Below are 22064 nucleotides of genomic sequence, written 5' to 3' on the forward strand. Positions count from 1 at the left end.
ACCGCCCCAAATCAGGGGCGGTTATTTTTATTTCATAAATTTGTATGATTCAATCCTTAATACAGCTGAATCATTTTAAATTTCTTTTGTATGATAAGCAGCCTGATAGATAACGTGATGGCACCGGCGGTCAGGCCGGCGATCAATCCGATCCAGTACCCGAATGCGCCGAAATCAGTGAATCTGGCCAGTAGATATCCGACTGGCAGGCCGATTACCCAATAAGAGATCAAGGCCATGATAAACGTGATGTTGACATCTTTATAACCACGCAGGGCACCTTGTACAGGTGCCTGGACTGCATCTGACAACTGGAATAACGCCGCGAAAACCAGGAATTGTACAGCGAGTTCAATTACGGCCGGATCCGAAGAATAAAGTTGTGCAATCGGTTCCCGCAGGAAGAACAGAATTCCTGCAGATACAAAGCTGATTGCAATGGCTGTCGCTACACTCAACCAGCTGTACTGCCGTGCATCTTTGTAACGCGCCGCACCGACTTCATATCCGACGAGGATAGTGGCGCCCATGGAGATGCTGAGCGGCAGCATATAAAGCAGGGAAGTGAAGTTTAAAGCGATTTGATGCGCGGCTATGGTGATGGTCCCATATACGGCAAGCATGAATGTCACAGCGGAGAATATGCTGGTCTCGGCAAATATGGAGATGCCTATCGGCACACCGATGCGGCTGATTTCTTTCCACCGTGTGAACGAGATCTTTTCCCATTTCCTGAAGATCCTATAAGAAGAGAAAGGTGATTGGGTATGGATGATAACCGAGGCAATCACCAGTACCAGCCAGTATGTAATAGCGGATGCAAGACCGGCGCCTGCCCCTCCAAGTTCAGGGAAACCGAAATTTCCGAAGATGAACAGGTAATTGAAGAAAACATTGATCGGTGCTGACAGTAAGGTAATCACCATGGTAACACGGGTGGCACCGAGCGCATCGATATAAGAACGCAGAGCGTTGTATACGAACAACGGTATAAGGCCGAGGCTCATGGCAAATATGTATCTGCTTGCCACATCAGCTACAGCCGGTTCCAGGTCCATGAAACCGAGTAATGAATCGATGAAAAGGAAGAAGAACATAAAGACTATGGCCGCCAGTAAAATCGCCAGATAAATCCCTTGCTGCACAGCTTCTTTAACACTTTCTTTTTTCTTGGCCCCCATCAATTGTGCTACAATTGGAGTAATGGACATTAAAATTCCGGCAAGTCCGATATAAACCGGAACCCAGAATGATGAACCTATTGAAACTCCGGCCAGATCATCTGTGCCGTAACGGGCGGTCATATAAATATCGAAAAATGTCACCAGATACATAGCGACTTGCGTGATTAATATCGGAAATACAATTTTTACCAATAATTTCAATTTATCTGTTTTGGTGTTTGTTTCGTACATGATCCATCCTCCTGAAATACTCTATCTTAAAGGCAAATTAAGACAAGTATAGCATAGAAACCATCGATATAAATTTACACAAAATTGAATCAATCAGACCAATAAAATGATGAAAGTAGGATTACAGAATGCATAAACGCACAATTATACTGACTGGCGGTGGAACTGCCGGCCATGTTTCATTGAACCAGGCATTGATCCCTGAAATTACCGGCATGGATTATAATGTCGAATATATCGGGTCAAAGGATGGCATCGAACAAGAATTGATCGTCGACTCTTATCCTGATATTAAATACCACGCAATTTCAAGCGGTAAATTAAGAAGATATTTTTCAATGAAGAATTTCACGGATCCATTCAAAGTAGTTGCCGGTCTAGGGCAATCGATGAACATCATTCGGAAGACTAAACCGGCTGCTATATTTTCAAAAGGCGGCTTCGTATCAGTGCCGGTTGCAATGGCAGGGAAACTGATGGGCATTCCTGTCATCATCCATGAGTCCGATGTAACCCCGGGGCTGGCGAATAAAATAGCCATGCCTTTCGCAGATCATATTTTCACCGTCTTCAAAGAAACGATGCAGCATGTGCCAAAAGAGAAATCAACGTGCACCGGCTCAGTCATCCGCAGTGAATTGATGGATGGATCTGCCGCGAAAGGGCGCGAAATCTGCCATTTTGAAAATGATCTCCCGGTATTGATGATCATGGGCGGCAGCCAGGGATCTGAAGTCATCAATACAGCTATCCGTTCAAACCTTCAAGCAATCATGCAGACATTCAATGTCATCCATCTTTGCGGTAAAGGGAACATCGATGAAGGGCTGGAAGGCATCGCTCAATACTGCCAATTTGAATATGTAACACATGAATTATCTCATCTTCTGCATATGACCGATTTTGTCGTATCTCGCGCAGGGTCCAATTCGATATTCGAGTTTCTGGCCCTGAAAAAGCCGATGCTGCTGATTCCGTTGTCCAGACAAAAAAGCAGGGGCGATCAGATTTTAAATGCTGAACTGTTCCGTAAAAATGGCTTCGCATTGGTCCTTGAAGAAGAAGAGGCATCTCCCGAGCGTTTTATGAAAGCCTTGGATCAGCTGAAAGCGGATGAAGAATTGCTGATTGAAAAAATGACGGATGCCGAACCACCCAAAACGGCATATGAAATGGCGAAATTAGTCGTAGCACATACAAAGAAACGCTGATATTGGAGTGAATGGCATGAAAATTACTTTGGAAAAAGTCCACGGATCGATGAATACGTTTTACATGATTGACAGCGATGAAAGAGACGATTATGACGATCTGGCGCTGCAGCTCTGTGAGATTGATCAAGGAGTTGACGGACTGCTGGTGATATTGCCTTCGAAGTCAGCGGACGCAAAGATGCGGGTTTTTAACCGTGACGGTTCGGAAGCATCGATGTGCGGCAACGGGCTCCGCTGCGTGGCGCGTCATGTCTGCGAAAAGCTAGGGATTGAACAGGCAGTGATTGAAACCATGAAAGCCGATTTAACTGTCAGAAGAGAAGAGACCTTAATGGATGGAATCGAGACTTACTCAGTTCAAATCTCGCCGGTTTTATTCGATTTGAAGGCTTTGCCGATGGAGTATGGAAATCAGTCGACTTTGATACAACAGGTGATTCCGGAAATATCACAAGAAATCCAGTTTTCTGCGGTCGCGGTGCCGAATCCCCATTTAATCGGCATCGTCCCGAAAGATATCCAGAAATCGCCGGAACATCAGAAGAAATGGGCGGAAAAATTCAATGGCGAGAATGATTATTTTACTGATGGTGTGAATGTCAGTTACGTAACGAAACTGGAAGAAGGCATATTCGTGCGTACATTCGAACGGGGCGTCGGCTTTACTAATGCATGCGGCACCGCTATGACCGCTTCAGCTTTGATCAGCTGTATGTCCGGTTTGATGCCGTACGGGGAAGTGGCAGTCTACAATCCAGGCGGCATGGTGAAATGCACAGTCGATCGAAACGGTGATGACATTAAATTACTGCTGACAGGAAATGCGACCAGACTTTCGGAACATGAATTCAATTGGTCGAAAGACAAAGCGGAAAGCGGATTTACTGCATCCCGAAATCTTGATGAACAACGCCGCTACGAAAAATTCATTAAAGAAATTTCTGTGGTTGTTGAGCAATTTGCCTAAAGAAAAGAGTGATTCTATGCAAGGCCCTTTCACGAAAGAACAATTGGATCTTTTATACGGCAATGCGGAAGATCTGGTTTTTTTCATGCGCAAATTGGGCAAGGGATATGTTTATGAATATGTAAATGCCCTTTGCACCAGTACATTCAAGCAGGAATTGGCAGGTCGGACTGTGGATGACAGCATGCCGGCTTCCGTAGCTGAAGAAATAAAAAAACAATACATGATTGCTGAATCGATGACAGGTACTTACCGTTACAGGGACTACAATTTATTCAGTAAAAACAATGTAGCCAACGAAACTGAAATTACCACTTTCATGCATGAAGGTGAGTTGTTTTTGCTGGCGGTCTCCAAGAATGTCAGCAAGCAGAAAACGATAGAAGAAGACTATCTTTTCTATCAATCGCTTGTGCAGAACTCAGTCGACCCGATGATCATGATTTCTTCCGATTTCATGGTCATTGATATGAACCCTGCATACGAGAATATATTTACAGTCATCAAACAGCAATGGATCGGAAAATCGTTCATGGAGCTTCCATCCAACAGTGAAAAGTTTTTGGATAAAGTCCATTCCGAATTAGGGGAAGAAAAGTTTGAAAAAGGCAGTTCTTCCTTTATTACGAGTGCCAAGATGAAGGATGGCCCAGACGGAAAATTCTCGGTCAGTTTCTCTCCTGTCAAAATCGGGGAAGATATCCGGGCCTATCAGATTGTGTACCGCGAATTGACGGATGAGGTTCAACTTAAAGAAGAATTGAAGAAAACAGAAAATATACTGGATAGTTACAAAGATGCATTGAATTATGCCGCAATGGTGACGATATGGGAGCCGTCCGGCATGATCATTTTTGCGAATGATAATTTCGAAGGAACAACCGGCTATGAAAAAGAGGAACTTTTAGGGATGCAGATCGCTGCAATTGGCCGGGCGGTCATACCTGATGCTTTTTATGACAATATCCGGGACATTATATTCAAAGGTGATATCTGGCGCGGTGAGATGAAAAGCCTGAAAAAGAATGGGGATTTTTTCTGGGTGGACACGACGGTCATTCCGTTGAAAAATGAGACAGGGAAAATCTATCAAGTGCTGGCCATTATGTTTGATATAACGGACCGGAAAAAGCTTGAAGAGAAACTGCATTTCATGGCTTATCATGACAGTTTGACGCGGCTGCCCAACCGCCGGCTGATGATGGAGGAATTCGAACTGCTCGAAAGTGATGCTGATCAGGATGACAGATTGATTGCATTGCTTTATATCGATGGCGACGATTTCAAATCGGTCAATGATAATTTCGGCCATAATATCGGGGATGAATTTATCGCTTGTTTCGGTCAGGCATTGACACAGAGCATCAGATCAGGGGATATGGCAGCCAGAATCGGCGGAGATGAGTTTGTTATCGCAGCGGCAGGCATAAATTCTGAAAAAGCGGGAATGCAAATTAAGAACCTGATTAACAGGATCCATCAAAAACTGGCTGAGGGCTGGGATATCGACGGTCATCATTTTGCTCCGACCGCTTCAATCGGAATAGCATTCTATCCCAAAGATGCGGATAATTTCGAGGACCTTGTCAAGATGGCGGACTCCGCTCTTTACGAGTCAAAAAAATCAGGCAGAAATCAGGTCAGGTTTTATGAAAAAAATAGTGAACACACACATTAATTTCCATTTTTCACATTATATTATGTTTGTAAGCGCTTAACATTTTGTTATGTGAATAAATTCACTCAAAAGGATTGTATTTTCTAACGGAAGTAGTAAGATTGATATGGAAAATTGTTCTTCAATGGGTTTAACGCCTTCTGCTTTGTGTATAGCGGTTTGCGTGATAAAATATGGAAGACATATGTATTTATAGGACTGCCTTAAAGGCAAAATAGTTGGAGGTTTTTTTATGTCTAGCAATTATTCAGATTCGAAATCCCCATGGAGTTCCATTACAGGTCCAAACCTTGGGTATGTTATGGAAATGTATGACATTTATCAGGAATCCCCGGAATCGATTGATCCGGAATTCGCTGAGCTATTCAAGCAATACGGACCTCCGGTTGAGCCAAGTGCTGAACAGCAGCCGGCAGCATCAGCTGAAGTGAAATCCGATAAATTCGGTAAAGTCCTCGGTGCTATCCAATTGGCTGAATCGATCCGTGCACACGGACATCTGGCATCGGATATTTATCCGTTGAAAGATCAGCCCCGCGAAACGGAACGCTTGGAACCTTCGACATACGGACTTACGGAACAGGATTTGAAAGAAGTCCCAGTTTCATTGTTGCTGGAAAATGCACCTTCGGAAGTTAAAGATGGTCTGGCCGCCATTGAATACCTGAAATCGCTTTATACGGACAAAGTGGCATTTGAATTCTCACATGTCGTTCAGCCGCAGGAGCGCAGCTGGCTGCAGTCCAAAATCGAATCAGGCGAAGTGAAAAAATCGCTTGATGCAGACAAGAAAAAAGAAGTTCTTGAACTATTGACTCGTGTTGAAGGATTTGAAAAATTCGTCCATCGCACGTTCGTCGGCCAAAAGCGTTTCTCAATAGAAGGTGTCGATACATTGGTTGTATTGATGGATGAACTTGTCCGTCTTTCCGAAACAGCAGGCACTGAAAAAATCATGATCGGGATGGCGCATCGCGGTCGTTTAAATGTGCTTACACATATCCTGCATAAACCGTATGAAATGATGTTTGCCGGATTTGCCCACATCGGCGATGAAGCATTCCTTCCTGAAGACGGTTCATTGCAGATCACTAAAGGCTGGTTTGGCGATGTGAAGTATCACATGGGCGCGTCTTATAAATCGCCTCAAGGAACTAACATCAAATTGGCGTATAATCCATCACATCTTGAAATTGTCAGCCCAGTGGTTGCCGGACAGACCCGCGCAGCACAGGAACTGACAGAACAGAGCGGCCTTGCGCCGATCGATGCCAATAAAGCCTATGCCATCATGGTGCACGGTGATGCAGCGTTCCCGGGTCAGGGAGTCGTTACGGAAACATTGAACTTCAGCCGGATCCGCGGATACCAGACTGGCGGTTCAATCCACATCATCGCTAATAACCTGATCGGTTTTACAACCGAACAATACGATTCCAGATCCACTCATTATTCTTCTGATCCTGCAAAAGGTTTTGAAGTACCCGTCATCCATGTCAATGCGGATGAACCGGAAGCAGTGATTGCGGTAGCACGTTTGGCATTTGAATATCGCCAAAAATTCGGGAAGGATATTTTGATCGACTTGATCGGATATCGCCGCTACGGCCATAACGAAATGGATGAGCCGCTCGTTACCAACCCTACGATGTACCACGGTATCCATGAACACGGTACAGTGCGTGAAATCTATGGTGAAAAACTGTCTTCTGATAAAGTCCTTTCTGAAGAAGATGTGAAAAAACTGGACAGCGATATTCTTGCAGAAATGCAAAAAGCTTATGATCATATCAAAGAGAACAAATCGGACGATGCTCATGAAGTTGTCATTCCGGAAGCTGTCATGCAAGGATTCCCTGAAGTTCCGACAGGCGTCGATAAAGATGTCTTAACCAAAATGAATGAAGACCTTTTGTCATGGCCAAGTGATTTTTCCGCTTTCGGCAAACTTGCCCGAATTCTGAAACGCCGTGAAGATCCATTCAATGGCAAAGGCAAAATCGACTGGGCACATGCTGAAACACTGGCATTCGGTTCGATCCTCCAGGAAGGCAATCCGATTCGCCTTTCCGGCCAGGATGCGCAGCGAGGCACATTCGCTCACCGCCACCTGGTGCTGCATGATGAAAAGAACGGCAATGAGCTTGTGCCGCTTCATCATATTTCCGATGCGAAAGCGTCATTCGTTGTATACAACAGCCCGTTGAGCGAGGCTTCGGTTGTCGGCTTTGAATATGGCTATAATGTAGAAAACGATAAAGCCCTTGTCATTTGGGAAGCTCAATACGGCGACTTCGCCAATATGGCACAAATGATGTTCGATCAGTTCATTTCTGCAGCCCGCGCTAAATGGGGCCAGAAATCCGGCTTGGTTATGCTGCTTCCACATGCTTATGAAGGACAAGGACCTGAGCATTCGAGTGCGCGACTGGAACGCTTCCTTCAAAATGCCGGTGAAAACAACTGGACAGTAGCCAATCTTTCAAGTGCGGCAAACTACTTCCATATCCTTCGCAGACAGGCGAAGATGCTTGGAGAAGAGTCAATTCGTCCGTTGATCATCGTTACACCTAAATCCCTGTTGCGCCATCCATTGGTTGGAGCGGATGTTGAAGATCTGACAGAAGGCAACTTCCAGACCATCATCGAGCAGCCGGGTATGGGAGAAAATACGAAAAAAGTGGAGCGTCTTTTATTCGCCAGCGGCAAGATGGCAATCGATCTGGCTGACCGCGTAAAAGATGGAGCTGAATATCCGGATACGCACATTGTCCGCGTCGAGCAGCTGTATCCATTCCCATCCGAAAAAATCCAGGCAATCATTAAGCGTTATCCGAAGCTTAAGGAATTGGCATGGGTTCAGGAAGAACCGAAAAATATGGGATCATGGTCATTTGCGGAACCGAAGCTACGTGAAATCGCAGATGGCATTGATATAAATTATTATGGCCGCGTCGTCCGTTCAAGCCCGGCTGAAGGCGACGGAGAAATGCATAAAGTGGAACAGGCACGCATCATTGATGAAGCATTAGCTAAATCTTGAGCATAATCTAAGGAGGAATTTTTTGTGGCAGAAATCAAAGTACCAGAATTAGCAGAATCGATTACAGAAGGAACGATCGCGCAGTGGCTGAAACAGCCAGGCGATACAGTTGAAAAAGGGGAATTCATCGTTGAACTTGAAACGGATAAAGTAAACGTTGAAGTCATTTCCGAAGAAGCTGGCGTTGTTCAGGAGCTTATGGCTGCTGAAGGCGACACAGTTGAAGTCGGCCAGGTTATTGCAATCGTTGGAGAAGGTTCCGGCGAAGCTGCGGCATCTGAGCCAGCTGAACAAAAAGAGGAAGAAACCAAATCGACTGGCGTACCTGCTGAAACATCTGCTCCGGCAACGCAGGAAGCAGTTGAAGAAGCACCGGCTGCTGAAGAGCAATCTTCTTCTGACCGTACAATCGCAAGCCCTGCTGCGCGCAAACTTGCACGCGAAAAAGGCATCGACCTTGCATCGATTTCACCAGTAGACCCAATGGGCCGTGTACGTGTTCAGGACGTTGAAGCACATTCGTCTAAACCGGCTGAAAGCGCACCGGCTAAAACAGAAGCGCCGAAAGCGGCGGCATCTGGAGCATCTTCTGATGAAGAAAACGGCCGCATCGTCCGTGAAAAAATGTCAAGACGCCGTCAGACAATCGCTAAGCGTCTGCTTGAAGTTAAGCAGTCTACAGCGATGCTGACTACTTTCAATGAAATCGATATGACGAATGTTATGGCTCTGCGCAGCCGTAAAAAAGATGATTTCCTTAAAAACAATGACGTGAAACTTGGCTTTATGTCATTCTTCACAAAAGCGGTAACTGCTGCTTTGAAAAAATATCCTTACGTGAATGCTGAACTTGATGGCACTGATGTATTGCTGAAGCAATTCTATGATGTAGGGATTGCCGTTTCTACAGAAGAAGGACTTGTTGTTCCGATCGTCCGCGATACTGACAAGAAAAACTTCGCAGAAATCGAAGCTTCAATCGGCGAGCTTGCAACAAAAGCACGCGATAAGAAACTTTCAATCGCTGACATGACAGGCGGCTCGTTCACTATCACAAACGGTGGAGTGTTCGGCTCATTGATGTCGACACCAATCCTGAACGGTACCCAAGTTGGTATCCTTGGAATGCACACAATCCAAAAACGTCCGATTGCTGTTGGAGACAATATCGAAATCCGTCCGATGATGTACGTGGCACTTTCTTATGACCACCGCGTAATCGACGGAAGCGATTCTGTAGGCTTCCTGAAAATGGTCAAAGACCTTATCGAAAATCCGGAAGATCTATTGCTTCAAGGCTGATAAAATCAATTCAACCGCCCACCGGCTTGATGCTGGTGTGCGGTTTTTAATATTGGTAATCGAGATAATTCAGGTAATCGATATTTCGCAAAACAGCTCGCTTTCCAAACCCCGTGCTCCTGCATCGCTTCGCTAGCTTCGTCGCAAAGCGCCGGTCGAAGAAGATTCGACCGCGCTTGGCTTGCGCTGAGCTAACTCGAGCTCGTTGCACTTCGCTCGAACCGGAGTTGGCTTTCCAACTCCGGTTCTAATCCCCTGGGAGTCTTCGCTGTTTTGCTCCATATCTTTAGAGGTTTTCTCAAGCGATATCAATTTATAAGAAAGATTATTTATAAAAATTCTTAGTTCTCATTTAGCAACAATATACTTCATTCATCTTCATGTTATGTTTTAGAATTTGATAGTTAAACTCACTGTTACTTAAACCTTAACAATTTCCTGTCCAGGCTTTGGTAAATTTAGGCTTATGGGAGTTCTGCGTTGCAGGGTGTCGGTAATTTTGTCATGATGAAGTTAGAAGAGCCAAAAGGCGGTCGATTGTGATGGACTTATCATTTTTTATGGAACTAGTGAAAGAGTATGGCTATATCAGCATGTTCATCTTCAATTGGCTGTTATTATTCGGCATGCCGATTCCCAACGAAGTGGCTGCCGCTTTTTCCGGAGTTCTTACTGAAATCAGCTATTTCAAGCCGGTTTATGCTTTTATTTCTGCATATCTGGGGCTGATCACCAGTAATACTTTCGCTTATTTCATCGGTCGATTCTTTGGCCAAAAGCTGTTGGATCGCTTAAGCAGAACGTGGCTGGAAAAACCGATTGAAAAGTTTTCCGGCTTTTTGCAAAAACATGGCGAAATCGCTATATCCTTCAGTTTTTTCCTGCCGGGCATTCGATGGGCTATGCCATATGTTGTGGGAGCAAATAAGTATCCGTTTTTAAAATATGTTTTTTATGCGTATACAGCTGGATTTGTCTGGATGATGGTTTATTTTAATCTGGGGCGTACTTTTCCTTATGCCTACAATTCCATCCTGAATCACTTGCAGGGATTTTTAATATCCTTGTCCGTTGCTGTTATCGCAGTGTTGGTGGCGCGTTATCTATATAAGGAGCGGAAAGACCGCAAAAGATATTGATAGTACATATTGATTTGAAATATGACGCTTTAATCCTTATACTGAATACATAGACGTACAGAAAAGGATGAGGACTGTGATTCACACCGATTGGCTTGAGAAAGAAACGATTCGCACGGTGACTTGCAAGCATACAGATGCCGCTAAATTTTTGGTATCGAATGTGCTGACAGCCGGTAAGACATATGAAGTGAAAAATGAGACCGAAGAATTTATCTTTGTTGTGGACAACACCGGAAAAATCGGCGGTTTCTATAAAACTTATTTCGAATAAAGATAAAAATGACAAAAGCCGATGCATGCACATCGGTTTTTTCTATGGAGAGAGGGTTGTTTATGGATTTTATCGAGAAGGAAATAAACGGACGAAAAAACAGGAAACATGAAGGCTATGAAAAATTGATCGGTACGGGTGGCTATATCTCACCGGATGCTAATCTTTGGCAGGATGTAATAGCGGCTGTCGTCTTGCGAAAACCGGTTCTTTTAAAAGGGCCGACAGGGGCAGGGAAGACACGTTTGGCTGAATCGATTTCTGCAGTATTTGGACAGCCGATGCAAAGCATCAACAGTTCAGTGGACCTTGACGCTGAAGCGTTATTGGGTTTTAAAACGCTGGTGCAGCGGGACGGCCAGAGCCAGATTGAGTTTATTGAAGGGCCAGTAGTGACAGCCATGAAAAAAGGACATCTCCTTTATATAGATGAAATCAATATGGCCAAAGCGGAAACTTTGCCAATCCTGCATTCAGCGCTTGACCACCGCCGCATGATGACAAATCCGTTTACGGGCGAAGTGATCGAAGCACATCCCGACTTTGGCGTAATCGCAGCAATCAATGAAGGCTATATTGGAACGGCCCCGATGAACGAAGCCTTGAAAAACCGCTTTATTGCTTATCCGATTCCTTACCTTTCCGGTCAGCAGCTTTCAGAGTTATGGAATCGGGAATTTCCGGATGCTGAACTCAAATTGAAGAAATTTATGCTGAATCTCGCTGAGGATTTGATGAAGCAGGTCGAAAATGGGTTGCTGTCAGAAGAAGCGGCCTCAATCCGCAGTTTATTGGATGCGACGGCGCTGGCCGGATATATGGATCCGATCCGGGCAGTCGATTATGCCATTGCGCAAAAGCTGGAAGATGAAAGTGAACGGGAACTGTTCATGGACTTGGCCAATACCTGGAAAAAGTAGGTGAGTGGAATGGCGTCAGTCAATCGCTTTATCCAATTTAATAATGAAACGATCGATACAAAAATGCTCCACCGGCTGGAAATGCTGGGAGGCGCATTGGCCGATGCGCCTTATCTGAAAGTCACGACCCGTAAATTGATCGAATTTCGGCCAACGGAATCGTCCGTCTCTGTCAGTGTGTTCTGGCGGCATCGATCGAAGCGTGTGGAACAGCATGGATACCTGTCGGATATCTATTTGCTGAGCGCAGGTTTTTGGCGGAATTTCAGTTTGTCGGCATGGAAGGATGTTATAGCTGAACAATCCCCTGTGTCTTCATTGCGGCGACAGCTGCTGCTGTGTGCAGAAGAATTCAGGCTATCAGAAAAGATCGTCAAAGAGCGGCCGGGAACAGCGGTTTCATTTGATGTGCGCGAAGAGGTTTACCGGGAATTTCATCAGGATCAATTCAATCAAAATCTGAAAAGAGGCTTTCTGGCGGATGCTTTTCTGAATGCGGCATACTTGAGCCTGCGGGATGTTGAAACTGAAATGGATGATCAGTGGGGACCTGTGCTGCTGATTTGGAAAGGCATGTTCGACGCAAAATCGACGGCTGATTCAAGTGCAATTGTGGAGCGGATGACAGGTCGGCTCGAGTTTTTGCTGAGCAGCGATATGGTCCATACTTATTACACTTTCGGTGACGCGGCGGATAAAGCTCCTCCGTTTCATTACCATGAAGGAATTGAAGCGGGAAAACCAGACGAACAGGAAGAAATTGAAACAATCGAGGAATGGTTCAATTCGTGGCACCGCGAAACAGAATTGACGGATTCGCCCGCCATGGAATTCGAACTCGAAAAGGGTGATTCACAATTGGCTACGGGCGGCAGGGAAGAAGCAGGTGCGGATGAGGTGCAGCAGACCGGAAAGGGAGATTCAAGCGGTGAGCATCTGGAAGATAACGATGAAGACGACAGGGATATGGAAAGCGGCCCGAAACGTTCAGGCGGCAAATTCGGCCGCGCCAATGAACAGGTGGTTTATCATGAACAGCGGCTGCTGGCGCATATTGACCACAGCAGGCTGATTGCTGACTGGCGCCGGCAACAAGCTCCTTATGTTCGGTCCCTGCTGAAGGAATTGAAGAAACGCATTACTCAGCGCCATCAGGATTACCGCACCAATTTAAATGCGGGAAGGCTTTCCAAAAATTTGCTGCCGCTGGCACTTGAAGAGCGTCCGAAGCCTTTTTACCGGAAATCTGCGCCTTCCAAGGAATTGGATGCCGTATTCTGTCTCCTGATTGACGGGTCCGCGTCGATGGTTGATAAGCTGGATGAAACCAAGCAAGCCGTTCTGTTGTTCCATGATGTGCTTCGCGGTCTCGGCATCGCACATGAAATAGTGCTGTTTTACGAAGACGCATTTGAGGCAAGCGACAGTGAACAGCCCAATTATTTTGAGTGGATGCATAAATTTGAAGATGGCATGCGAGACCATGCACAGGAAATCGTATCGTTTGAGGCTCATGAAGATAACCGGGATGGTTTTGCGATCCGCTGGATGACTGATCGGATCAAGCGCCGGAAGGAGAAACACCGCTTTCTTCTGGTTTTCTCAGACGGTGAACCGTCGGCGTATAATTACGCAGAAAACGGAGTCGTGGATACGGCGAATGCTGTAAGTGAAGCGAAGAAAGAAGGGGTCGAACTGCTCCATCTATTTCTCACCAGTGAACCGATCACAGAAGAACAGGCCGCTTTCTACCGCATGATGTATGGCAATAAATCGGTGAGCGCTGATTCGCTGGAGAATTTCGTTGACCAGACGTTGCGTTTGTTGAAAAGGACCTTGCATCTGGTGATTCAGTCGGGATAAAAATAAAAATCGATATTCCGCAAAACAGCTCCGCTTTCCTGGTGGCTCGCGCTGAGCTAACTCGGGCTCGTTTCACTTCGCCCGACTGGATCTCAGCACTTCGCTTACTCACCTGGGAGTCTTCGCTGTTTTGCTCCATATCTCAGATCAATTTCTATAATGGGGGAGGATTTAAATTCTCAATTCATAATGTGAAGTGGTACTGTAACGGTAAACAGAACCAGAATGAAGCAGCAGGCGGCGAAGGGCCAAGATGTGTTCCTGCATCGCTGCGCTGCAACGGTTTTTCGTGTCTCGAAGCTAGCGTAGCGATGCAGAGACAGGAGCATCGGTTTTCATAGCGACCGAGGAGGCTCAGGCAGCTCACCGCGGAAAGCGTCCGCCTAATGCATAATGATTGAAGATGATGAAATTATCTCTAGAACATAAAAATCCCGCGAAGCATTTTAGCTTCACGGGATTTTTTTTATTGATTTCTGGAGTTTTCGCCTTCGTGGATAGCGAGCAGGCGTTGCTTAAGCTCTACTTCCATTTTGCCGATTTCCATTTCAGCGGCGCGGCGGTTCTTGCGTCCTTCACTTTGGATCTGCAAAGTTTCCTCGATAGTGGTAAGCAGGTTTTCCTGTGTTTTCTTCAATGTCTCGATTTCGATGATGCCGCGTTCATTTTCCTTTGCGGTTTCAATCGAGTTCATTTTCAGCATTTCCGAGTTTTTCAGCAACAGGTCATTTGTAGTGGAAGTGACCTGTTTCTGGGCTTCCACGGCTTTCATCTGTTTATTGAGCGTCAAAGCGATGGCAATCTGATTTTTCCAGAGTGGGATGGACGTCATGATGGATGATTGGATTTTTTCTGCTAACGTCTGGTTTGTCTGCTGGATCATGCGGATCTGCGGCGCGCTTTGAATCGTGATCTGGCGTGACAGCTGGAGGTCATAAAGACGTTTATCCAGACGGTCGACGAATTGCACCATATCGTTTACTTCCTGATATGCCATCTGATCATCCGAAGCCTCAGCCTTTTTACGCAAGGCAGGGATGGTTTCATTCAGGATTTCATCTCGCTTCAATTCAGCAGCTGCAATGTAGACGTTCAGTGCCTGGAAATACATCTTGTTCTGATCATACAATTCTTCGAGCATTTGCACGTCTTCAAGCAGTCCGCGTTTGGAATGGTCCAATTGGATGCTGATGCGGTCAACCTGGGTGCTCAATTTCTGATATTTGGTCATGATCTCCTGAACGGAGTATTTAGCTTTGGCAAATAATTTACGGATGCCTGATTTTTTCGTTTCGGTCAATTCTTCGGGGTTCAGTTCCTGCAATTTTTTCATCAGATCATGCAGGACGTCGCCAACAGGGCCGATATCTTTCTGCTGTACATGATCCAGCATCTTATGCGAGAAATTACCGAGCTGGCTTTGGGCATTCGCGCCGTAAGTCAAAATCGCTTCATGGTTGCCGGCTGGAATCTGTTTCGCCAGCTCCTGGGCTTTTTTCTTGTCTTCATTTGATAGCTTATCCATCAGCAATACCGGGCGTCCGCTCTGCTGTTCGGCAGGGGATTGCTCTTTTTCCATCTGGATGCCGAATGGCGACTCCAATAAATCATCCAATTCACTTCGTGTCGATTGATTTTCGTTCATTTTCCACGTCTCCTTCATCATCGGTCAAGGATTGAACCAATAGTTTCTGATTTTGCTGTTTGTCGACAGCCAATCGCGCATAATCAAGTTCCATCCGAAGCTGTTCCACATCGGACGACAGCACTTTCTTCAAATCATTCTGCATGACCCGGTTCATCGATTGCAGGGTTTCACGTGTGTCCTGCAATGCGATTTTGATGTCACGGTCCTTAACGGGCTGACCGACAAGCAGGGTATATTTTTCGGTCAGTTCCAAAGCAGAATCGAGATGTGAATAAAAAAAGGGTTCAGCGAGATAAAATTTTCTTGGATGCTGCTGCACGACTGCAATGATTTTATTGGAGAGCTTGGTCATTTCCATCAATTGCCTGAACGAAGAAATGGATCGCACCCGGTAATATTGGCCTTGCAGACGTTTGGTTTTCAGTTTAGCTTCCTGTACCTGTTTCAGTACATGTTTATATTCATTCCTCGTCATCCCCAGTTCTTTGGAAGTAGAAGAGAATTGAACTTGTTTTATTGTCGAATTGCTGGCAAGATAGGTTCCGGCAGCAATTGCTCCAGATGCGAGCAATCCAATTTCCGCCCCCAAATAAAGGATTGGAAACATCACTCCTGTGATCGGGAGGCTGACCGATTGTCTTCTTATAAAATTTTGGACTCGGTTCATGCGGAAGTCACTCCTTAATTGCATTTCCATAATATACATACGATTGAATGCGTGAAAGGTTTCATGCAGGCTTTCTTTATCCCCATTTTACGGGAAAGGCATAGCCAATACAAACTTCGGAATCATATGCTGGTGCAGATGCATATCACTGGACAGACAGCGTTTTATTTGGCAAAATGCAAGTATAGAATTTGTAATTCTGTGTTTCATAAGAGGATTTCCAAAAAAATAATTATAAATATTTAGATTTGTTTGACACTTACGCTCAATTTAGGTATTATAGAGGAAATAAATACTATCTTCACCAGCTACAGCTATTCACATATTCCAAAAAGTGATCAGCACGTGATGGTACTTTTTGGAATATGTGAATTTTTTTATGGAAATTCACATATTGAAAATTTTTTTATTACCAGGAGGTTTTTTACATGCAAGAAGGTACAGTAAAATGGTTTAACTCAGAAAAAGGATTCGGCTTCATCGAAGTTGAAGGCGGAGATGACGTATTTGTACACTTCTCAGCGATTCAAGGCGAAGGCTTTAAAACGCTTGACGAAGGTCAAAGAGTTGAATTTGAAGTAGAGGAAGGCAACCGCGGACCTCAAGCTACAAACGTAACTAAATTGTAATCTCCAAGAGCTGCTCATTGCGAGCGGCTCTTTTTTTTTTATGTATTTTGAATACATAATATTCTGTTAAATTAAGAGGGGTAATGGAAATCTACTGCTTTAATCTATGGTGTAAAGACACATAATGTAAATATACCTATAATTTTTATGAAATATCTGAAAACTTTTATTTTACCAAGTTCAATAATCTCCTTTAGAGTAAAATAAAAACACATAATCCAGCCTATATATTCAGAATAATTAAACAGTTATGCTGTTAACACCGAGCTAAGATGCCGGTAAGACGAGAAGGAGTGGATTTGATGAACAAGAAAAAATTACTGACTTTAAGTTTAGCAGCATCACTGGCGTTATCAGCAACTGCGGTTTCCGCAAATAATGCACCGGGGCAGAATGCCTCTGAAAAAGTGCATGTGAATAAGGACACTCAGACACCGGATTTTATTTCCGGTAAACTGACTGCTCCATCCAATAAATCTGTGAAGGAAATCGTGTTTACATATTTGGAGCAAAAAGAGGAAGCTTATAAGATCGGCAAAAACGGTGTTTCCAATTTCAAGATTGTCAGCCAGAAAAAAGATGATCTCGGCTTTACTAAATTGAAATTGCAGCAAGTCTTCAAAGGTGTTCCGGTATTCGGTTCTGTCATCAATGCGCATGTAGATGAGAATGGAGTTCTGACTTCAGTTTCCGGAAATCTTGCGCCAGAACTGTATGATAAGCAATCATTGAAGAAAGGAGCGACAGTAAAAGCTGATGCGGCTCTCAAAACTGCGGCAGCTGACCTGGCGAAAAAAATCGGGGAATCACCGGAACTGGAGCATGAAGCAGCCGCTGAACTGGTTGTCTATGTGAAAGACGGCAAAGCTAATTTTGCCTACACTGCAGAATTCGAATTCCTGTATCCGGAACCGGGGAATTATCAATATTTCATCGATGCTAAAACGGGTGAAGTTTTGGATTCCTATAATCAGATCCATGAAGCTAAGCCTTCTGCCGGCGGTGGAACGCTGACAGGAAACGATTCGACGGCTACCGGTAAAGGCGTTCTTGGCGATACGAAAACATTCAATACGCTTCTCAATAATAACGGATCCTATTTAGTGGACCGCACACGCGGCGACGGAATCTTCACTTATGATGCTAAAAATCGCACACGAACACCGGGCACGCTATGGCTCGACAGCGATAATGTATACAATGCCGCTTATGACGGTGCCGCTGTTGATGCCCATGCATATGCAGGACAAACCTACGATTATTTCCAGAATGTGCATAACCGCAACAGCTACGATGGCAACGGAGCGCAATTGGTTTCGACTGTCCATTATGGCCGCAGCTATAATAATGCATTCTGGAGCGGCTCGCAGATGGTTTACGGGGACGGGGACGGCAGCCAATTCATCCCGTTGTCAGGTGCACTTGATGTAATCGCCCATGAGCTTACGCACGCCGTAACAGATACGACGGCAGACCTGATCTATCAGAACGAGTCGGGTGCGATCAACGAATCCATGTCCGATATTTTCGGGACTCTAGTTGAATACCACTTCAATAATAATCCGGACTGGCAGGTGGGCGAAGATATTTATACCCCGAATGTTGCGGGTGATGCACTTCGCTCCATGGAAGATCCGACTTTGAGCGGGGATCCTGACCATTATTCGAAACGCTATACCGGCACGGGTGACTACGGCGGTGTGCATATAAATTCAGGCATAAGCAATAAAGCCGCATACCTGCTTGCTAATGGTGGAACGCATTACAGTGTCAGTGTAAATGCTATCGGCAATGATAAAGCAGGGGACATCTACTTCCGTACATTGACGCAGTATTTGACGCCAAACTCGAACTACAGCCATTTCCGCGCTTCAACAATTCAGGCAGCCACTGACCTTTATGGAGCTTCCAGTGCGGAAGTTGCAAGTGTGAAAGCCGCATTCTCTGCCGTTGGAGTCAATTAAACAGGCGAAAGCAAAGCTAATAGAAGACGCAAGTTGGAGGTCCACGAATGTGGGCCTCTTTTTTAGTATGATCTTTCTTCTTATTATAGAAGAAAGTTTAAGCCATTGCTTTTGGAGGGTATAAAATAATGGTAGAGGAATTGATAATAGGAGGTTTTATTATGTCGGACGAAGTATTGTCAGGTGAAGGTAAAGTGAAATGGTTCGATGGGGATAAAGGATATGGCTATATCACAGCTCCTGACGGAGAAGAGTTTTTCGTCGAAACGATTTCCATCAATATGGATCTTGGCGTTTTGGTGCCTGGACAGGAAGTTAAATTCAATATCGTTGAAGGAAACCCGGAACGGGAGCGAATCGCTACAAACGTGACGATGAAATTTTAAATTATTTTTGATCGTGAGTTTGATGATCGTTCGATTCAGGTTATAGTAATTATAAATAAGTATAGAGGGGGAGAGCCAATGACAAACGATACGTTAAAGAAACCACTGCCAAATGAAGAAGAGCAGCGGGACTTTTATCAGAAACTTCGTTATAAGATTCATAATTGGGTGGAAAGCAAGGACGGCAAAGGAAGCAAATTCCTGAAGTATGTATTATTTGCGCCAGACTTTTTCCATCTCTTGATGAAAATGATGCTGGACAGCCGCATCAACAGCAAGAGCAAATCGATGATCGGGGCAGGTATCCTTTATTTCTTTGCACCGGTCGATCTGTTGCCGGAAGTTCTGGTTGGACCTGCCGGTTTTGCCGATGACGTAGTGGTGGCAGTTTATATTGTGAATTCATTATTGAATAAATACCCGAAAGAAATCGTGGCGTCACATTGGGCCGGCGATGAAGATCTGCTTATGGTAGTCAGCCGCCTGGCCAGCACAGGAAATAAATGGGCATCACGTTTGCCGGCAGGCAAAATGGTGAAGCGTTTCCTGAAATGATATATGAAAATCCCGCCACACATTCCTTCGGAGTGTATGGCGGGATTTTCAGTTCTACGAGAAAAATTAGCTTTTTGAATCATTTCACTGCTGCGTGAGCCTCCTCGATAGCTTGCGAAAACGATGCTACTGTCTCTGCATCGGAGCGCTGGATTCGAGACATGAATAAACGTATTCTTTGCAGAAAGCAATTCTGAGATATGGAGCAAACCAGCGAGACTCCCAGGGGATTAGAAACGGAGTTGGCTTTTCAACTCCGTTTCGTGCGAAGTGCTGAGATCCACTCGGACGAAGGGGACCGAGTCCGAGTTAGCTCAGTGCAAGCCAAGCGTGGCCGAAGACCTTTCGGCCGGCGCTTTGCGACGAAGCTAGCGCAGCGATGCAGGAGCAGCCTTAAAAACCGTGCTCCTGCAGTGCTGCGCACTTCGTCGCAAAGGCATTCACCGTGCAAGACACGGCTAATGCCTTCGAAGCGGTTTTGCGCAATATCGGTTATTTTGTTTAACAAGAATAAAAATCCCGCCACACATTCAAAGTGTGGCGGGATTTTTTAGGTTAGTTAGTAATGCCTTGCGATTCTTTCCATTCAAGGAATTCATCATAAGTCAATTGCTTGTCGAGGATGGATCCGTCTTCGCGGATTTCAATCACACGGTTGGCAACTGTCTGGATGAACTGATGGTCATGCGATGTGAAGACCATCGCGCCTTTGAAAGCGATCATGCCGTTGTTCAATGCCTGTATTGACTCCAGGTCCAAGTGGTTGGTAGGTTCATCCAACAATAGGACGTTGGCATGTGACAGCATCATTTTAGAAAGCATGCAGCGTACTTTTTCGCCACCTGACAATACAGATGGTTTCTTTTTCACTTCTTCGCCGGAGAACAGCATTCTTCCGAGGAAGCCGCGAAGAAAGGTTTCGCTTTCATCTTCAGGTGAATATTGACGAAGCCAGTCGACGAGCGACAGCTCGCTGCCTTCAAAGTAAGCTGTGTTATCAATCGGAAGGTATGCGCGTGACGTTGTAACGCCCCAGCGCGCAAAGCCTTCTTCCGGCTCATCTTCTTCGGCAAGTATGCGGAGCAAAGCGGATTTCGCTAATGGATCTCCGATCAATACGATCTTATCATCTTTATTCATATTGAAGTTGATGCCGCTCAATAGTTTATTGCCGTCCACTGTCTGGCTCAAGTCTTTAACCGTCAAAACGTCGTTGCCGATTTCGCGGCCGATCGTAAAGTTGACGAATGGGTATTTTCTCGATGAAGGACGGATATCGTCCAATTCAATCTTATCAAGCATTTTTTTACGCGACGTGGCTTGCTTCGATTTGGAAGCATTAGCTGAGAAGCGGGCAATAAAGGCTTGCAATTCTTTGATTTTTTCTTCTTTTTTCGCGTTTTGGTCAGAAGCCAGGCGAGTCGCCAATTGGCTTGACTCATACCAGAAGTCGTAGTTGCCTACATACAGCTGGATTTTACCGAAATCCAAATCCGCAATGTGCGTACAGACTTTATTCAAGAAGTGACGGTCATGCGATACGACGATGACGGTGTTTTCAAAGTTCATGAGGAAGTCTTCCAGCCATTGGATCGCTTTAAGATCCAAATGGTTGGTAGGCTCATCGAGAAGAAGAACGTCAGGTTTGCCGAAAAGGGCCTGTGCCAAAAGCACTTTTACTTTATCGGAACCGGATAGTTCAGCCATTTTCTTGTCGTGCAGATCATCCGAAATACCAAGCCCCTGCAAAAGGATTGCGGCTTCAGATTCAGCTTCCCAGCCATTCAATTCTGCAAACTCGCCTTCGAGTTCAGCTGCACGCATGCCATCTTCATCAGAAAAATCTTCCTTCATATAAATGGCATTTTTCTCAGTCATGACATCATATAATTTCTTATAGCCCATCATTACTGTATCAAGAACTTGCTTTTCTTCGTATTCGAAGTGGTCCTGCTTCAATACGGCAAGGCGCTCACCTGAACCCATATAGACATTGCCGGATTGTGCTTCAAGTTCTCCGGAAAGGATTTTGATGAACGTGGATTTACCGGCACCATTGGCTCCGATCAGTCCGTAGCAATTTCCCGGGTTGAATTGGATGTTCACGTCTTCGAATAATTTACGGTCACCGAAACGTAAACTTACATCATTTACTGCTATCATTAATACGTACCTCCTAAATTTCACAATGCAATTAGTATACCATGAAATGGACAAAAACAGATAGCATCTGAATGCAGTGTTCGATAAACTAAAAGAGTGTGTTTCGATAAGAGATATTCTTTCCATAACGCTTCGGCGCTTTGGACAAGGCTCACACAATAAGCCGAGAAGATCACTCGTCTTATTGTTCCGCCCAGTCCTGGAGCGCGCCGTCGCTAGAATTTTCTCTAGTGATGT

The 22064-nt window shown here is 45.0% G+C and carries 17 protein-coding genes; 13 read left to right on the plus strand and 4 right to left on the minus strand.

Annotated features, from left to right (window positions below):
- Nucleotides 1–56: 56 nt before the first annotated feature.
- Nucleotides 57–1415, minus strand: coding sequence for an MATE family efflux transporter (locus CXF70_RS12770; protein WP_101802967.1), 1359 nt, complete (start codon nt 1413–1415; stop codon nt 57–59).
- Between the two features lie 128 nt (nt 1416–1543).
- Between CXF70_RS12770 and CXF70_RS12775 the strand changes: the two genes are divergently transcribed.
- The 9 genes from CXF70_RS12775 (at nt 1544) to CXF70_RS12815 (ending at nt 13815) form a co-directional block, all read left to right on the plus strand.
- Nucleotides 1544–2626, plus strand: coding sequence for an undecaprenyldiphospho-muramoylpentapeptide beta-N-acetylglucosaminyltransferase (locus tag CXF70_RS12775; RefSeq protein ID WP_101802968.1), 1083 nt, complete (start codon nt 1544–1546; stop codon nt 2624–2626).
- Between the two features lie 16 nt (nt 2627–2642).
- Nucleotides 2643–3596, plus strand: coding sequence for a diaminopimelate epimerase (gene dapF, locus CXF70_RS12780; RefSeq protein WP_101802969.1), 954 nt, complete (start codon nt 2643–2645; stop codon nt 3594–3596).
- 16 nt (nt 3597–3612) lie between these two features.
- A complete protein-coding gene (locus CXF70_RS12785; RefSeq protein WP_101802970.1) occupies nt 3613–5274 on the plus strand; it encodes a diguanylate cyclase domain-containing protein in 1662 nt (553 codons plus the stop codon).
- A gap of 232 nt (nt 5275–5506) precedes the next feature.
- On the plus strand, nt 5507–8317 hold the full coding sequence (locus tag CXF70_RS12790) for a 2-oxoglutarate dehydrogenase E1 component (RefSeq protein WP_101802971.1): 2811 nt from the start codon (nt 5507–5509) through the stop codon (nt 8315–8317).
- A 24-nt stretch (nt 8318–8341) separates the two neighbouring features.
- Nucleotides 8342–9619, plus strand: coding sequence for a 2-oxoglutarate dehydrogenase complex dihydrolipoyllysine-residue succinyltransferase (gene odhB / locus CXF70_RS12795; RefSeq protein WP_084245682.1), 1278 nt, complete (start codon nt 8342–8344; stop codon nt 9617–9619).
- 542 nt (nt 9620–10161) lie between these two features.
- Nucleotides 10162–10758 carry a DedA family protein gene (locus CXF70_RS12800; RefSeq protein ID WP_084245684.1) on the plus strand — a complete coding sequence of 199 codons (597 nt, stop codon included), beginning with the start codon at nt 10162–10164 and terminating at the stop codon, nt 10756–10758.
- A 67-nt stretch (nt 10759–10825) separates the two neighbouring features.
- Nucleotides 10826–11032, plus strand: coding sequence for a DUF6501 family protein (locus tag CXF70_RS12805; protein WP_369916945.1), 207 nt, complete (start codon nt 10826–10828; stop codon nt 11030–11032).
- Nucleotides 11033–11094: 62 nt separating this feature from the next.
- On the plus strand, nt 11095–11952 hold the full coding sequence (locus tag CXF70_RS12810) for an AAA family ATPase (RefSeq protein WP_101802973.1): 858 nt from the start codon (nt 11095–11097) through the stop codon (nt 11950–11952).
- A gap of 9 nt (nt 11953–11961) precedes the next feature.
- Nucleotides 11962–13815 (plus strand): vWA domain-containing protein, encoded by a 1854-nt coding sequence (locus tag CXF70_RS12815; RefSeq protein ID WP_101802974.1) that lies wholly within the window; start codon nt 11962–11964, stop codon nt 13813–13815.
- A 466-nt stretch (nt 13816–14281) separates the two neighbouring features.
- Here the strand turns inward: CXF70_RS12815 and CXF70_RS12820 are convergent, their stop codons facing one another.
- Complete coding sequence (locus CXF70_RS12820; RefSeq protein ID WP_101802975.1) at nt 14282–15460, minus strand: toxic anion resistance protein; 1179 nt, start codon at nt 15458–15460, stop codon at nt 14282–14284.
- Nucleotides 15432–16130, minus strand: coding sequence for a 5-bromo-4-chloroindolyl phosphate hydrolysis family protein (locus tag CXF70_RS12825; RefSeq protein WP_101802976.1), 699 nt, complete (start codon nt 16128–16130; stop codon nt 15432–15434). Before CXF70_RS12825 ends, CXF70_RS12820 begins: the two co-directional genes overlap by 29 nt.
- 428 nt (nt 16131–16558) lie before the next feature.
- Between CXF70_RS12825 and CXF70_RS12830 the strand changes: the two genes are divergently transcribed.
- From CXF70_RS12830 to CXF70_RS12845, 4 genes are all read left to right on the plus strand, one after another.
- Nucleotides 16559–16759 (plus strand): cold-shock protein, encoded by a 201-nt coding sequence (locus CXF70_RS12830; protein ID WP_033541967.1) that lies wholly within the window; start codon nt 16559–16561, stop codon nt 16757–16759.
- Nucleotides 16760–17061: 302 nt separating this feature from the next.
- Complete coding sequence (locus tag CXF70_RS12835) at nt 17062–18723, plus strand: M4 family metallopeptidase (RefSeq protein WP_101802977.1); 1662 nt, start codon at nt 17062–17064, stop codon at nt 18721–18723.
- Nucleotides 18724–18884: 161 nt separating this feature from the next.
- Complete coding sequence (locus tag CXF70_RS12840) at nt 18885–19109, plus strand: cold shock domain-containing protein (RefSeq protein ID WP_084245699.1); 225 nt, start codon at nt 18885–18887, stop codon at nt 19107–19109.
- Between the two features lie 78 nt (nt 19110–19187).
- Nucleotides 19188–19664 (plus strand): YkvA family protein, encoded by a 477-nt coding sequence (locus CXF70_RS12845; RefSeq protein WP_101802978.1) that lies wholly within the window; start codon nt 19188–19190, stop codon nt 19662–19664.
- A 555-nt stretch (nt 19665–20219) separates the two neighbouring features.
- Here the strand turns inward: CXF70_RS12845 and CXF70_RS12850 are convergent.
- Complete coding sequence (locus CXF70_RS12850) at nt 20220–21827, minus strand: ABC-F family ATP-binding cassette domain-containing protein (protein ID WP_084245703.1); 1608 nt, start codon at nt 21825–21827, stop codon at nt 20220–20222.
- Nucleotides 21828–22064 lie beyond the last annotated feature (237 nt).

The organism is Planomicrobium sp. MB-3u-38 (assembly GCF_002836425.1).
GTDB classification, from domain to species: domain Bacteria; phylum Bacillota; class Bacilli; order Bacillales_A; family Planococcaceae; genus Planococcus; species Planococcus okeanokoites.